This is a genomic window from Bacillus sp. FAU18, assembly GCF_056033885.1.
This window is the reverse complement of record NZ_JBVYHZ010000004.1, coordinates 857,307-872,175: the sequence shown is the minus strand read 5'-3', so window position 1 is coordinate 872,175 and position 14,869 is coordinate 857,307. Positions and strand designations below refer to the sequence as shown.

16 protein-coding genes are annotated in these 14,869 nt (G+C 44.7%); 14 read left to right on the top strand and 2 right to left on the bottom strand.

What is annotated here, in order from left to right:
* Positions 1-66 precede the first annotated feature (66 nt).
* The 3 genes from trmB to AC0OMU_RS15530 all read left to right on the top strand — a co-directional run bounded on the left by trmB (position 67) and on the right by AC0OMU_RS15530 (position 3,406).
* Positions 67-708, top strand: coding sequence for a tRNA (guanosine(46)-N7)-methyltransferase TrmB (gene trmB / locus AC0OMU_RS15540; protein WP_047183040.1), 642 nt, complete (start codon positions 67-69; stop codon positions 706-708).
* A gap of 69 nt (positions 709-777) precedes the next feature.
* A complete protein-coding gene (locus tag AC0OMU_RS15535; RefSeq protein WP_014477683.1) occupies positions 778-1,623 on the top strand; it encodes a YtnP family quorum-quenching lactonase in 846 nt (281 codons plus the stop codon).
* A gap of 82 nt (positions 1,624-1,705) precedes the next feature.
* Positions 1,706-3,406 carry an NAD-dependent malic enzyme gene (locus tag AC0OMU_RS15530; protein ID WP_474241282.1) on the top strand — a complete coding sequence of 567 codons (1,701 nt, stop codon included), beginning with the start codon at positions 1,706-1,708 and terminating at the stop codon, positions 3,404-3,406.
* A gap of 52 nt (positions 3,407-3,458) precedes the next feature.
* On the opposite strand, the gene AC0OMU_RS15525 is transcribed toward AC0OMU_RS15530, so the two are convergent.
* Positions 3,459-3,776, bottom strand: a complete 318-nt coding sequence (locus AC0OMU_RS15525) for a PepSY domain-containing protein (RefSeq protein ID WP_014477682.1) — start codon at positions 3,774-3,776, stop codon at positions 3,459-3,461.
* Between the two features lie 158 nt (positions 3,777-3,934).
* Between AC0OMU_RS15525 and AC0OMU_RS15520 the strand changes: the two genes are divergently transcribed.
* Entirely contained in the window at positions 3,935-5,008 is a 1,074-nt protein-coding gene (locus AC0OMU_RS15520; RefSeq protein ID WP_014480574.1) for a M42 family metallopeptidase, read from the top strand.
* Between the two features lie 54 nt (positions 5,009-5,062).
* On the opposite strand, the gene AC0OMU_RS15515 is transcribed toward AC0OMU_RS15520, so the two are convergent.
* Complete coding sequence (locus AC0OMU_RS15515) at positions 5,063-5,509, bottom strand: YtoQ family protein (RefSeq protein WP_003229263.1); 447 nt, start codon at positions 5,507-5,509, stop codon at positions 5,063-5,065.
* A gap of 78 nt (positions 5,510-5,587) precedes the next feature.
* Here AC0OMU_RS15515 and AC0OMU_RS15510 point away from each other — a divergent pair, with 78 nt between their 5' ends.
* The 10 genes from AC0OMU_RS15510 (at position 5,588) to AC0OMU_RS15465 (ending at position 14,809) form a co-directional block, all read left to right on the top strand.
* Positions 5,588-5,704, top strand: coding sequence for a hypothetical protein (locus AC0OMU_RS15510; protein ID WP_004399150.1), 117 nt, complete (start codon positions 5,588-5,590; stop codon positions 5,702-5,704).
* Between the two features lie 38 nt (positions 5,705-5,742).
* Positions 5,743-6,066: a thioredoxin family protein gene (locus tag AC0OMU_RS15505; RefSeq protein ID WP_003229265.1), complete on the top strand. Its 324-nt coding sequence runs from the start codon at positions 5,743-5,745 to the stop codon at positions 6,064-6,066.
* A 14-nt stretch (positions 6,067-6,080) separates the two neighbouring features.
* On the top strand, positions 6,081-6,890 hold the full coding sequence (locus AC0OMU_RS15500; protein WP_009967991.1) for a DUF1444 domain-containing protein: 810 nt from the start codon (positions 6,081-6,083) through the stop codon (positions 6,888-6,890).
* Positions 6,891-6,905: 15 nt separating this feature from the next.
* Positions 6,906-7,511, top strand: a complete 606-nt coding sequence (gene ytpR / locus AC0OMU_RS15495) for a YtpR family tRNA-binding protein (protein ID WP_198878563.1) — start codon at positions 6,906-6,908, stop codon at positions 7,509-7,511.
* Between the two features lie 159 nt (positions 7,512-7,670).
* Complete coding sequence (gene sftA, locus AC0OMU_RS15490; protein WP_474241281.1) at positions 7,671-10,529, top strand: DNA translocase SftA; 2,859 nt, start codon at positions 7,671-7,673, stop codon at positions 10,527-10,529.
* Between the two features lie 249 nt (positions 10,530-10,778).
* Positions 10,779-12,077 (top strand): UDP-N-acetylmuramate--L-alanine ligase, encoded by a 1,299-nt coding sequence (gene murC / locus AC0OMU_RS15485; RefSeq protein ID WP_474241280.1) that lies wholly within the window; start codon positions 10,779-10,781, stop codon positions 12,075-12,077.
* A gap of 161 nt (positions 12,078-12,238) precedes the next feature.
* Positions 12,239-12,661: a DUF948 domain-containing protein gene (locus AC0OMU_RS15480; protein ID WP_003229276.1), complete on the top strand. Its 423-nt coding sequence runs from the start codon at positions 12,239-12,241 to the stop codon at positions 12,659-12,661.
* A gap of 29 nt (positions 12,662-12,690) precedes the next feature.
* Positions 12,691-13,146, top strand: a complete 456-nt coding sequence (locus AC0OMU_RS15475) for a YtxH domain-containing protein (protein WP_004398549.1) — start codon at positions 12,691-12,693, stop codon at positions 13,144-13,146.
* Positions 13,147-13,169: 23 nt separating this feature from the next.
* Positions 13,170-13,496 (top strand): bacillithiol system redox-active protein YtxJ, encoded by a 327-nt coding sequence (ytxJ, locus tag AC0OMU_RS15470; protein ID WP_015251445.1) that lies wholly within the window; start codon positions 13,170-13,172, stop codon positions 13,494-13,496.
* 236 nt (positions 13,497-13,732) lie between these two features.
* Complete coding sequence (locus AC0OMU_RS15465; RefSeq protein ID WP_003223454.1) at positions 13,733-14,809, top strand: bifunctional 3-deoxy-7-phosphoheptulonate synthase/chorismate mutase; 1,077 nt, start codon at positions 13,733-13,735, stop codon at positions 14,807-14,809.
* Positions 14,810-14,869: the final 60 nt, after the last annotated feature.

The following is a 14,869-nucleotide window of genomic DNA, read 5'->3' as shown; positions in this document are numbered from 1 at the left end:
AGCTTGCGGGTCTTTTTAATTCATGGTATGTTGTTAGTCGAAATAATAGATAGAGGTGTCAATCATATGAGAATGCGCCACAAGCCTTGGGCTGATGACTTTTTGGCTGAAAACGCAGATATTGCCATCAGCAATCCTGCTGATTATAAAGGGAAATGGAACACAGTGTTTGGCAACGACAATCCGATCCATATCGAGGTCGGTACAGGAAAAGGCCAATTTATTTCTGGTATGGCCAAACAAAATTCCGACATCAATTATATTGGTATTGAGTTATTTAAAAGCGTCATCGTGACAGCCGTCCAAAAAGTAAAAGACAGCGAAGCGCAGAATGTAAAGCTTCTGAATATAGATGCGGACACGCTGACGGATGTGTTTGAGCCGGGGGAAGTGAAACGGGTCTACTTGAACTTTTCTGATCCTTGGCCGAAGAAACGGCATGAAAAACGCCGCCTGACATATTCCCACTTCCTCAAAAAATATGAAGAAGTAATGGGCAAAGGCGGATCGATTCATTTTAAAACGGACAACCGAGGTTTGTTTGAGTACTCTTTGAAGAGCTTCTCTGAGTACGGCCTGCTGCTGACATACGTCAGTCTCGATTTGCATAACAGCAATCTGGAAGGCAATATTATGACAGAATATGAAGAAAAATTCTCTGCACTCGGCCAGCCGATCTATCGGGCTGAGGTTGAATGGAGAACGTAAAGACAGACTCTGACAGGAGTCTGTTTTTTTTATGGACCGTTTGCTACCATGATGACAGGGGGGATGAAAATGGAAACAATGAAAATTGGTAATATCACGTTGACCTGGCTTGACGGGGGCGTGACGCATATGGACGGAGGTGCCATGTTCGGCGTCGTTCCAAAGCCGCTTTGGTCTAAAAAATATCCAGTCAATGAAAAAAACCAGATTGAACTAAGGACAGACCCTATTTTGATTCAAAAGGATGGGCTCAATATCATCGTTGACGCCGGAATTGGGTCCGGCAAGCTGACTGATAAACAAAAACGAAACTATGGCGTGACACAAGAGTCGAATGTGAAACCCTCATTAGCTGCACTCGGATTAACGGTTGCCGATATAGATGTGATCGCAATGACACACCTTCATTTTGATCATGCATGCGGTTTAACGGAATATGAAGGTGAACGGCTCGTCTCTGTCTTTCCGAATGCAGTGATTTATACATCAGCTGTTGAATGGGACGAAATGCGCCATCCGAATATCAGGTCGAAAAATACGTATTGGAAAGAAAATTGGGAGGCTGTAGCTGGCCAAGTCAAAACCTTTGAAGACACCTTAACGATCACAGAGGGTATTACAATGCATCACACCGGAGGCCATAGCGACGGACACAGTGTCCTGATATGCGAGGATGCGGGTGAAACTGCCGTACATATGGCAGATCTGATGCCGACACATGCCCACCGCAATCCGCTATGGGTGCTGGCTTACGATGATTATCCGATGACCTCTATCCCGCAAAAGCAGAAATGGCAGGCGTTCGCAGCAGAAAAAGACGCTTGGTTTATTTTTTATCATGATGCCGAGTATCGCGCCCTTCAATGGGAGGAGGACGGAAGCATCAAAAAGTCAGTTAAGCGAATGAAGCAATAGCATATTTTTATGTTTACCCTGCATGTTTTCCGGCTAATAATGCAAACCTAGTACTAATTATGCTCAGAAAGGAAGAGGCAGGGTGAAACAATTCAGAGTAACAAACGAAGGAGACATTCAAACAACATTAAGAGGCCTTGAAGTGCTCTCTGTTCCTTTTTTGAACAAAGGTGTTGCTTTTACTGAGGAAGAAAGAAAAGAACTTGGTTTAAAAGGCTTTCTGCCGCCCAAGGTATTAACAATTGATGATCAGGCGAAAAGAGCGTATGAACAATATTCCGCACAGCCTGACGATTTGAGTAAAAATGTCTATTTAACGGCGCTGCACGATCGGAATGAAACGTTGTTTTACCGCCTTTTAAATGACCATTTAGGAGAAATGCTCCCGATTGTCTACACACCGACAGTCGGAACGGCAATTCAGAGATACAGCCATGAATACAGAAAACCACGAGGGCTCTATCTGTCAATCGATGACCCGGACGGTATGAAAGAAGCATTTAAACAGTATAAAGATCAAAGCGATACGATCGATTTAATTGTTGCAACTGATGCAGAAGGAATTTTAGGAATCGGTGACTGGGGCGTCGGAGGAATCGCGATTTCTATTGGCAAGCTGGCGGTTTATACAGCGGCTGCGGGCATTGATCCGAGCAGAGTGCTGGCTGTTGTTTTAGATGCGGGGACAAATCAGGAGAGCCTCTTGAACGATCCGCTTTATGTCGGCAACCAGCATTCCAGAGTGCGCGGGGAACGCTATGACCAATTTATTGACGACTACGTTGCGCTGGCGAGAGAAACATTTCCGAATGCATTGCTGCATTGGGAGGATTTCGGGGCGAAAAACGCGCGAAGCATTTTGAAACGCTATAAAGATAAAGTGTGTACCTTCAATGATGATATCCAAGGAACTGGCGCTGTTTCTTTGGCCGCAGTCTTATCCTGTGCAAAAGCGTCTAAAGTTCCGCTGAGAGATCACAGAGTTGTTATATTCGGAGCGGGAACGGCAGGAATCGGAATAGCCGAACAGCTGCGGGAAGCATTGGTGCGCGAGGGACTGAGTGAAGAAGAATCATACAAGCGCTTCTGGTGCATAGACAGAAACGGGCTGTTAACAGATGATATGGATCAGCTTCTTGATTTCCAAAAGCCGTATGCTCGTTCGGCTGATGAAGTGAAGGATTATCAGCGGAACGGAGACGGCGGAGGCATTGATCTTCTTGAAGTGGTCCGGCAGTCGAAACCGACGATCCTGATCGGCACATCTACGGTTTCCGGCGCTTTCACTGAAGAAATTGTAAAAGAAATGGCGTCACATGTGAAACGGCCGGCGATTTTGCCAATGTCAAATCCGACAACTCTTTCTGAAGCAAAGCCGGAGGATTTAATTGAATGGACAGAAGGCCGTGCGCTGATTACGACAGGAAGCCCGTTCCCGCCAGTTGAATATAACGGAGTTACGTATCATATCGGGCAGGCAAACAACGCGCTTGTCTTCCCTGGTCTCGGTCTTGGAACGATTGTTACCAAATCAAAATTAATTACCGACGGCATGTTTGAAGCATGTGCCCGGGCAATCGCAGGTATGGTCAATGTCGGGGTGCCTGGCGAGCCGATGCTTCCAAAAGTTGAAGATTTGCGCACTGTTTCGGCAACCGTTGCTGTTGAAGTTGCAAAAACCGCAATGAAGGAAGGCGTCGCTGCGGAAGAGCCTGAAGACATTATACAGGCAGTGCAGGATGCGATGTGGTATCCGGTATACAAACCGATTCGCGCGATATAATAAAAAAGAGCCGCTGCGTAGGCAGCGGCGTCTATTTTTTGCTTGTCCGGTGTTAAGAGGCGATTGTATCAATGACATCAACAATTTCTCCCGTTTTCGCATCCACCATGACTTCATACTGTTCTAATTCTCCGAAAGCTGATCGTGTAATGCCGGTTTTGTATACCTGTACCGTTTCTCCGTTAATATTGTAAGGCTCCGGCTGGGTGTAAATCCATGATCCGTCTATCGGGCCCCGCTGCTTAAAAGCAGACTTTACAATGCGAAGCGCTTTTTCTGAAGAAATATAAGGCTTCATCACATATTGTTTCACAACGACAGCCGTACAAATTCCAAGTCCTGCTCCTAAAAGAAGATGACGCAATTTCAAAATAAAGCACCTCCTGGTTGATCGTACTTTTCATTATACAGAAACAGCCAAATCCTGTTAAGCAATACGCGGCTGATCGAGCAGATTGGGTCAGGGTGCTTGGAAAACTTCATTGTTTCTAATAAAATAAAAGGACTACATAGAAATGAGGGGAAAACATGAATCAAGAAACGAAAGCGCTTTTCCAAACACTGACGCAGCTTCCCGGCGCGCCGGGCAATGAGCATCAGGTTCGTGCTTTTATGAAGCAGGAGCTAGCCAAATATGCCGATGACATCGTTCAGGACAGACTGGGAAGTGTTTTCGGAGTCAGACGAGGCGCAGAGGACGCACCGAGAATTATGGTAGCCGGGCACATGGACGAAGTCGGCTTCATGGTGACATCCATTACAGACAATGGGCTGCTCAGATTCCAGACGCTCGGAGGCTGGTGGAGCCAAGTTTTGCTTGCGCAGCGGGTTGAAATTCAAACAGATAACGGGCCGGTTCCGGGTGTGATTTCAAGCATACCGCCGCATTTATTGACAGATGCACAGCGAAACCGTCCGATGGATATCAAAAACATGATGATCGATATTGGAGCGGATGATAAGGAAGACGCCATCAAAATCGGCATTAAACCGGGACAGCAGATCGTGCCTGTTTGTCCGTTTACGACGATGGCTAATGAAAAGAAAATTTTATCAAAAGCATGGGATAACAGATATGGATGCGGCTTAAGCATTGAACTTCTGAAGGAATTACACGGTAAAGAGCTTCCGAATACACTCTATGCGGGTGCAACGGTTCAGGAAGAAGTAGGGCTAAGGGGCGCGCAGACAGCTTCTCATATGATTAAACCGGACTTGTTTTTCGCCCTTGACGCCAGCCCGGCAAACGATATGAGCGGAGACAAAAATGAATTCGGCCAGCTTGGAAAAGGCTTTTTGCTTCGCATTCTTGACAGAACGACAGTCATGCATCGCGGAATGAGGGAATTCGTTCTTGATATGGCTGAAACGCATGATATTCCATATCAATATTTTGTATCTGGCGGGGGAACAGACGCAGGCAAGGTTCATATTTCGAACAGCGGTGTGCCGTCAGCGGTTATCGGAATATGTTCCCGCTATATTCATACAAACGCTTCTATCATTCATATTGATGATTATGCTGCTGCTAAAGAAATGCTCATCAAACTTGTAACAGCCTGCGATAAGCAGACGGTTGATGCGATTAAAGAAAATATGTAGGTTTCATAAAAGCTTGTTGAACGAGCAGTAGGCCCGGATCGACAAGCTTTTTTCTTATTCTGTTTCAAATAGATAGGAAAGAGCCTTAATGGCTTGGTTAACGGTTTCAACCGTAATATTCGCTTTATTGGAAAGCTCTTTTAAAGGATGGTGGAGCGATTCTGGCCGGATGATAATCAGGGGTTTTCCTTTTGCGATCGCATATGATGCATCCATTGCCGTGTTCCACTGTTTGTACTTTTCGCCAAACAGGGCGATCACAAAGTCTGCTTTATTCATCAGGACGGCGGTTCTGAAGTTGTTGATGTCAGAGGCTTTGTCATCTTTTAAAACGGCATTTGGCTGTACGCCCATAATTTCTTCACCAATATTGTCTGAGCGGTCATGATTCTCCATCGGGCCAACAAACGTAATCGGGAGCTTCAGTGATTTTGTTTTCTCTTTAATTTCCTCGCGCCAATTGCTGTGGATTTCTCCTGCTAAATAGACGATAAACTCCATATAAAAATCCCTCCTTATGTATGTCCATCTGTAATTTTTACCCTCATGTACACGATGTTAAACGAAACGAGCTTGATAATGCAAATAAAATATGATAATGATAATGGGAAAGCCAATCTTACATATTCATTCGTTGCATATAAGTGGTTTTGCCTCAAGCAGTTTGGTATGATCCAAATGGACGAGTATCGATAAAAAACATGTAAGAACATAAACAACTGGAGGGATATGAAATGAAAAAAATTGAATCAACTCAAGAGCTGGAAAAAGCGGTAAAGGATGATTGGTCTGTATTTATGTTTTCAGCCGATTGGTGCCCGGATTGCCGTTTTGTAGAGCCTTTCCTGCCTGAACTGGAAGCGAATTTCCCTGAATTCACCTACTACTACGTTGACCGTGACAAATTCATTGATACATGTGCAGAGTGGGAAATTTACGGAATCCCAAGCTTTGTGGTGTTTAATGAAGGAAAAGAAGTAAATCGTTTTGTGAGCAAAGATCGCAAAACAAAAGAAGAAATTGAACAGTTTTTAACAGACTCTCTCGCTAAAGCGTAAAGGAGGACGTCGGTTTGAAAATGACCTCAAGGAAGCTGTCAGATATACTGAAACAGCGCCTTCAGCACGAGAATCGCTCCTTTCTGTTTGACAGAGAAAAAGACACCCTCCGTGTTGAGGATCAAACGACTAAAAAAGGGATTACGCTCGATTTGCCGCCGATTATTGCAAAATGGGAACTGAAAAAAGACGAAGCCATTGATGAGATCGTGTACTATGTCTCCGAAGCGATGACGGCAATGGAAGGGAAGGCTCAGGAAATGACCGGGAAAGAAACTCGCATTTATCCGGTCATCCGCTCGACTTCCTTCCCGGACAAGTCCAGCGAAGATATTCCGCTCATTTATGACGATCATACCGCAGAGACAAGAATTTATTACGCGCTAGATCTCGGGAAAACCTACCGTTTAATTGACCAGCGCATGCTTGAGAAAGAAAACTGGACAAAAGAGCGGATCAGAGAGACGGCCGCATTTAATCTCCGTTCCCTGCCGACGGTTGTCAAAGAGGATACGGTTGCCGGCAATTACTTTTATTTCTTCAGGGCAAACGACGGATACGACGCAAGCCGGATTTTGAACGAAGCGATCTTAAATGAGTATAAGCAGCATGCAGAAGGTGAGCTGGCGATCTCTGTTCCTCATCAGGACGTTTTGATTCTTGCTGACATCCGGAATGAATCGGGGTATGATATTCTAGGACAAATGTCGATGAGCTTCTTTGCAGGCGGCACCGTCCCGATTACCGCCCTTTCATTTTTGTACAATGAAGGAAAGCTGGAACCGGTGTTTATCCTGGCGAAAAGCCGTCCGAAAAAGGATTAGAAAGGATTTTTACTTATGAACGCTTTTTATAATAAAGAAGGTGTGGGAGACACGCTCCTGATCTCTCTTCAAGATGTGACACGCGAACAATTAGGCTATGAAAAACACGGCAACGTCGTCAAAATTTTCAATAACGAAACAAAAGAAACAACGGGCTTCAACATTTTCAATGCGTCTTCTTACTTGACCATTGATGAAAACGGCCCTGTTGCGCTCTCAGAAACATTCGTGCAAGACGTGAATGAGATTTTAAACAGAAACGGCGTTGAAGAAACATTAGTCGTTGATTTATCTCCGAAGTTTGTTGTGGGGTATGTAGAATCAAAAGAAAAACATCCGAATGCGGATAAATTAAGCGTATGTAAAGTCAACGTAGGAGAAGAAACGCTTCAGATCGTCTGCGGCGCGCCTAACGTTGACCAAGGCCAAAAAGTTGTCGTTGCCAAAGTCGGTGCTGTGATGCCTAGCGGACTTGTCATTAAGGATGCAGAGCTTCGCGGCGTTCCGTCAAGCGGAATGATCTGCTCAGCGAAAGAGCTTGATTTGCCGGATGCCCCTGCTGAAAAAGGCATCCTTGTGTTAGAAGGAGACTATGAGGCGGGAGACGCATTTCAGTTTTAGACTCCCATAAATCCGCCAAAAAAAACGAATCATGTGAAAAGCCGCTAAGCCCTTGTTTAGCGGCTTTGTTTCTGCTGATAGCTTAATCTTTTCTGGGCCGACCAGCAGTGGTATACTAAAAACCGTCCCAGAAAACTATAAGGGAGTTAGAGATAAATTATGAGTTGGCTTCATAAATTTTTTGATTTGTTTTTAGGCGAAAGCGAAGAGGATGCTGAACGGGAGACAAAACCCGCTCAAATTCCGCAGCAACAAGAAGTACATCATCCTGAAGGACAATTAAAAAGATTGGAAGATCCTAAAATATATTATGAATATCCAAAAGGCAAATTCCGTTTTCCAGTCGTGCCTGACGGATACAAAAATCATGACCTGAGAAGGCGCCGCACACCATCGGACGAACCGAAATCCGCGCCTCGTCCAAGTGCTGCACCTTACAGAGAGCGTCCCAGAAATGAAGAAGAGCAGCATACATATCAAGCATCAGAGCCGGCGAAGAAACCGTTTAAACCGACAAATATCCCTTCGCCTGTCTATGGATTCAATCAAAAACCATCTGTTAAAAAGGATGTGCCGAAAAAGCCTTCTGAAACATTGAACGAACCGGATAAATCGGTAAAAGAGAAGGTAACACTGCTGTCAGAAGAGATCGAACGTGAACGCGGCTATCCTGCTTCAGACACACAGGCGCATTCCAAAAAAGAAAGTCCTTTCTTCCCGGATACCCAATTTGAAAAACAGCCTTCTGGCATTTTAAACAGAAAGGATACGGAGCATGATGAGGCGCTGGCGAAACGGCCAGCCGAGCCGTCAGGTAACAAAGTGTCATTTGAGTCAGGCGTTCAACAGCCGGAAAAAGAGGAGCCTTCCTTCCCAGCTGAACATCCCGAAGAGCAAACACCGCCTGAGATGCTCACAGATACGGCGGCTGAAGGGCTTTCAGACAGTGAAGTAGGTCGCGAAGAGCCTGCAACGGCTGAGGAAGAACAAAGGGAGCAGCAGTCAGAGAAATTTGAAGAGCCTGTTTTCTCCGCTGAACTTGATGAAGAGCAAACAGCTCCTGAATCTCAGACAGAGGCAGTATCTGAGGATGAAAAAGCAAAAGAGCCGTCAGACAGCCCAGTATACAATCATCATGAAAACGCGGCAGAAGGTGCTGAGTCCCCGTTCGTTCAAGAAGAACAAATGGACATTCGTCAGGAAGAGCCTTTATTTACTGATCATGGGTATTCATCAGAGGCTCTGGCTCAAGCAGAAACTGTGGCAAAAGAATCAGAAGAGCCATCAGACAGCATAATAAATAATCATTATGACATCCTGGGAGAGGCTCAGGAAACGAAGATAGATGTTCAGCCAGACAGCCATACAGAGCTTGAGAAAACTGAACGCTTGGAGCAGGGTTCCAAATCGTTTTCTGCAACTCTTGAAAACCGGCAGGAAATTCGCGCAGACAAACCTCGCGAAGCTTCAGAAGAGCCGAAAAAAAGGCCTGGTGTACAGGAGAAAAGGACCGAACAAAGCGCATCTTCTCAAAAAGGGCCATCCGTTCCTTTTAATGTGATGATGCTGAAAAGAGATACGCATAAACAGCAAAAAGCAGAGGAGCGCCGCGGCAGCTATGTATTTCCGAATGTTGCACTGCTTGATGTCCCGCCAGCGCAGGTTCAAGATGATACTGCGTGGATCGAAGAACAGCGTCAGCTTCTTGATTTGACCTTGAAAAATTTCAATGTCCGCGCCAATGTGGTCCATGTAACCCAGGGTCCGTCTGTCACGAGATTTGAAGTGCATCCTGAACCAGGTGTAAAGGTGAATAAAATCACCAACTTGTCCGATGATATTAAACTCAGTCTCTCAGCGAGAGATATTCGGATTGAAGCGCCGATTCCGGGGAAAAACACGATCGGAATAGAAGTGCCGAACCGCACGAGCAAGGTGGTTGATTTGCGCCAGATGATTCGCAGCTCAGCTTTCAGGACAAGCAAGTCACCGCTCACAGCTGCGCTGGGATTAGATATTTCAGGAAATCCTGTCGTTATCGACTTGAAGAAAATGCCGCATGGCTTGATTGCCGGCGCTACAGGCTCCGGAAAAAGCGTATGCATCAATACAATATTAGTCAGCCTGCTTTATAAAGCTGACCCGAGTGAGGTAAAGGTGCTGCTGATTGATCCGAAAATGGTAGAGCTGGCCCCTTACAATAAAATTCCTCACCTCGTCAGCCCGGTCATTACTGACGCCAAAGCGGCTACCGCTGCTTTAAAATGGGTCGTTGAGGAAATGGAGCGGCGTTATGAGCTGTTTGCCCATTCCGGTGTACGCGACATTGACCGCTTTAATCAATTAACCGCTGAACACCAAATGGGTGAAAAGCTGCCATATTTAGTTGTCATTATTGATGAGCTTGCAGATTTGATGATGGTGGCTCCAAACGATGTGGAAGAAAGCATTGCGCGGATCGCCCAAAAAGCCAGAGCGTGCGGTATCCATCTTCTCGTCGCAACTCAGCGTCCGTCAGTTGATGTCATAACAGGACTGATTAAGGCGAATATCCCAACGAGAATCGCCTTTTCTGTCTCAAGCCAGGTTGATTCCCGAACAATTATTGACATAGCCGGTGCAGAAAAGCTTCTCGGAAAAGGAGATATGCTCTTTTTGGAAAACGGATCGGGAAAACCGGTCCGTCTGCAAGGTAACTTTGTGTCAGACCGGGAAATCGACCGCGTCGTTTCCCACGTCAGAAGCCAAATGCCGCCGACCTATTTATTTGAACAAGAAGAGCTCGTAAGACAAGGATCAGCCCTGAAAGAAGAGGACGAACTGTTTTACGAAGCGTGTGAGTTTGTTGTAGAGCAAAACAGTGCGAGCACTTCAAGCCTGCAAAGAAGATTCAGAATCGGTTACAATCGTGCGGCAAGGCTGATCGACATGATGGAAGCGGAAGGCATGATCTCTGAGGCAAAAGGAAGCAAGCCTCGAGAGGTGCTGATCACAGCAAGTGATTTAATAAACGAATAATATGGGTTCATTTTCACACCAAACATGGTATGATAGTGGTTAGAGCATTTAACAGCTATGCCGCTTTACAGCAGCTGTGCATAGACAAATCTTGATATCTGGGTTTAATCGGAAAGAAATAACCTGATACTAAACATAACAAAACATATAAAATACGCCGCTAAGGGAGGCTTTTCAGCCGCCGCGGTCGCAAATTGAAATGAGCGTCATATACTGGGGAACAGATAGACGTTTGTTGGAGGTACAATTATGACTGTTTATCATTTTGTTGGAATAAAAGGGACCGGTATGAGTCCGCTTGCCCAAATACTTCATGATAATGGATATACTGTCCAAGGATCGGATATCGAAAAATTTATTTTTACGCAAACAGCGCTTGAAAAAAGAAATATTACGGTTCTTCCTTTTAGCGCGGAGAATATTAAACCCGGCATGACAGTCATCGCCGGAAACGCATTCCCAGACACGCATCCTGAAATAGAAAAAGCGATGTCTGAGGGAATTCCGGTGATACGTTATCATAAGTTTTTAGGCGACTACATGAAAAAATTCACGAGTGTTGCCGTTACGGGCGCACACGGCAAAACGTCGACTACGGGTCTGCTGGCTCACGTGATCCAAAACGCAAAACCGACGTCTTTCTTAATCGGAGACGGAACAGGCCAGGGAAATGAAAACAGCGAATACTTTGTGTTTGAAGCGTGCGAATACCGCCGCCATTTCTTAAGCTATCAGCCGGATTACGCGATTATGACGAATATTGATTTTGATCACCCTGATTACTTCTCAAGCATTGACGATGTATTTAACGCTTTCCAAGAGATGGCTCTTCAAGTCAACAAAGGCATTATTGCCTGCGGAGACGATGAGCATCTGCCGAAAATCCATGCGAACGTCCCGGTTGTGTATTACGGCACGGGGGAAGAAAATGATTTTCAAGCCAGAAACATCGTAAAAAGCACGGAAGGGACAACTTTTGATGTCTTTGTCCGCAATACGTTCTATGATACGTTTTATATTCCTGCATACGGCCACCACAATGTATTAAACTCATTGGCGGTCATTGCGTTATGCCATTATGAAGAAATTGATTCCAGCATCATTAAGCATGCTCTCAAATCCTTTGGGGGCGTCAAACGCAGATTCAATGAGAAGCAGCTTGGGGATCAAGTGCTGATCGATGACTATGCTCATCATCCGACAGAAATAAAAGTGACAATTGAGGCGGCAAGACAGAAATATCCTGATCGGGAAATTGTCGCGGTATTTCAGCCTCATACATTTACACGGACGCAGCAGTTTCTTGACGAATTTGCAGAAAGCCTGAGCGGCGCTGACTGTGTGTATTTATGCGATATTTTCGGCTCAGCCCGTGAGAATGCCGGAAAGCTGACGATCGGTGATCTCCAGGGAAAAATTCATAATGCCAAGCTGATTGAAGAAGATGACACATCTGTTTTAAAAGCTCATGATAAAGCCGTTCTCATCTTTATGGGAGCAGGAGATATCCAAAAATATATGAGAGCCTACGAAAACGTCATGGCATAATAAAAAGCAGTGATCTCACTGCTTTTTATTTATCTGATGGGAAAGCTTATTAAAGGATTTTCTTACATAACGGAGAATAGTATGTATACAGCCCAGTACACATGTTTATGATTGAAGAAAACGGGTAAACAGCAGTATATCCTGCAGCAAGGAGGTTTGAGATGATTATTATTCTTTATTTGAGCGTTGCACTCATCGCAGTTGCATTTCTCGTATTAGTGATCTACTTGTCTAAAACATTGAAGTCACTGCAGCTGACACTAAAAAACGTCGCATCCACTCTTGAAGGGCTGGAGGGACAAATGAAGGGCATCACAACTGAAACAGCCGAGCTTTTACATAAGACCAACCGCCTGGCTGAAGATATTCAGGAAAAATCAGAAAAGCTGAATACGGTCGTTCATGCTGTTCAAGGAGTGGGAGCTTCTGTACAGCAGTTCAATACATCCATGAAACAAGCGGCAGGGTCTGTATCGGCATCAGTTAGAGAAAATCAAGATAAGATCAATCAAGTTGTTACATGGAGTCAAGCAGCAATGGAAATTTGGGAGAAATGGAAGCAAAAGAAAAAATCAGCCCTGTAAAGAAAAAAATACTAAGAGGAGGAATAATGATGAGCAAAGATGGAATTAATAGTAAAGATTTTTTAATCGGAACTTTAATCGGGGGAATCATCGGTGCCACTACAGCTCTTTTTCTAGCGCCTAAATCAGGCAAAGAACTTCGCGACGATCTCGGCAGCCAAGCTGTTGCTTTACGGGACAAAACTGATAAAATGACGGCAGATGCGAAGGAAAAAGGCACGCAATATGTCAGCATCGCAAAAGACAAAACTTCCAACATCACACAGCTTGTAGCGGATCAGTCTGGGCAGATCATGAACAAGGTAAAGGATTTAAGAGACCGTTCCAAATCTGACAAAACGGATTCATCGACTGCAATGCAAGATATGAGGGAAGAAGCGATGCAGGCGGCTGATGAAACAAAAGATCAAGTCCTCCAGACGAAAGAAGATGTAAAAGACGAACTGAAAGATGCACAAAAACAGGCTGAGCAGTTGAATCGCTGAGCAGGGAAGGAAGAGCTTGAGTCATGGCTAAACAGCTTATTCAATCTGAGGAAGAATTTAAACGGATTGCAGAACAGGAAGGCGTTTTCGTCTTCTTTAAACACAGCACCACATGCCCGATCAGCCAGGCAGCATTTCATGAGTTTGATGCCTTTGCAAATCAGCATGAGGATGTGCCGGCTTACTATCTTCAAGTACAAGAAGCCCGGCCGCTGTCCAATTTCATTGCAGAAACATATGGGGTCAAGCATGAAAGCCCTCAGATATTCATCATCCAGAACGGTGAAGTGAAATGGCATACCTCACATTCACAAATTACAGAAGCCGCTATTGAGCAGCATTTGTCATAGAAAAAAGCGTCCAGATATCATCTGGCGCTTTTTTTTTGTAAAAAACCCTTGAACATTGCCCTCACATCATGTAGGATAGCTTCATAGATTACTTTATCACTTAAAAGCGTTTGGGTAATAAAGTAGAGTTTTTATAAAATTTTTTGTATTTCAGTATTTCCATTTGGAATTACTTATAGTAAGATGCATGATAACTACAAAATAAAAAATGAATGTGCAGGGAAAGGATGAAAAAAATGAGCAACACAGAGTTAGAGCTTTTAAGGCAGAAAGCAGACGAATTAAACCTACAAATTTTAAAACTAATCAACGAACGCGGAAATGTTGTAAAAGAGATCGGTAAAGCGAAGGAAGCACAGGGTGTCAACCGATTTGACCCTGTCAGAGAACGCACAATGTTGAACAATATCATTGAAAACAATGACGGGCCGTTCGAAAATTCAACCATCCAGCACATTTTTAAAGAGATATTCAAAGCCGGTTTAGAGCTTCAGGAAGAAGATCACAGCAAAGCGCTGCTTGTCTCCCGCAAGAAAAAACCTGAAGATACAATTGTTGATATCAAAGGCGAAAAAATCGGAGACGGCCAGCAAAGATTCATTGTCGGCCCATGTGCGGTAGAGAGCTATGAGCAGGTAGCTGAAGTCGCTGCAGCTGCGAAAAAACAAGGGATTAAAATTTTGCGCGGTGGAGCCTTTAAGCCTCGTACGAGCCCATACGATTTCCAAGGGCTTGGTGTTGAAGGCCTTCAAATTTTAAAACGTGTAGCGGATGAATTTGATCTGGCGGTTATCAGTGAAATCGTAACTCCGGCTCATATCGAAGAAGCGCTGGACTACATTGATGTCATTCAAATCGGAGCGCGCAACATGCAAAACTTCGAATTGCTGAAGGCGGCCGGCGCAGTGAAAAAGCCAGTGCTTCTGAAACGTGGTCTTGCTGCAACGATCTCTGAATTCATCAATGCTGCTGAATACATCATGTCACAAGGAAATGACCAAATTATCCTTTGTGAGCGCGGAATCAGAACATATGAAACAGCAACGAGAAACACGCTGGATATTTCAGCTGTGCCGATTTTGAAACAAGAAACGCATTTGCCAGTCTTTGTTGATGTTACGCATTCAACAGGCCGCCGTGACCTCTTGCTTCCGACAGCTAAAGCCGCTTTAGCAATCGGTGCAGATGGCGTAATGGCTGAGGTTCACCCTGATCCGTCAGTCGCACTTTCTGACTCTGCTCAGCAAATGGCGATTCCTGAATTCGAAAAATGGCTGAATGAACTGAAGCCAATGGTGAAAGTCAACGCTTAATTGAACAATCCAAAAGGCCGCGCCTGCGGCCTTTTTTTATGCTTTCTCGTTTATTTAGTT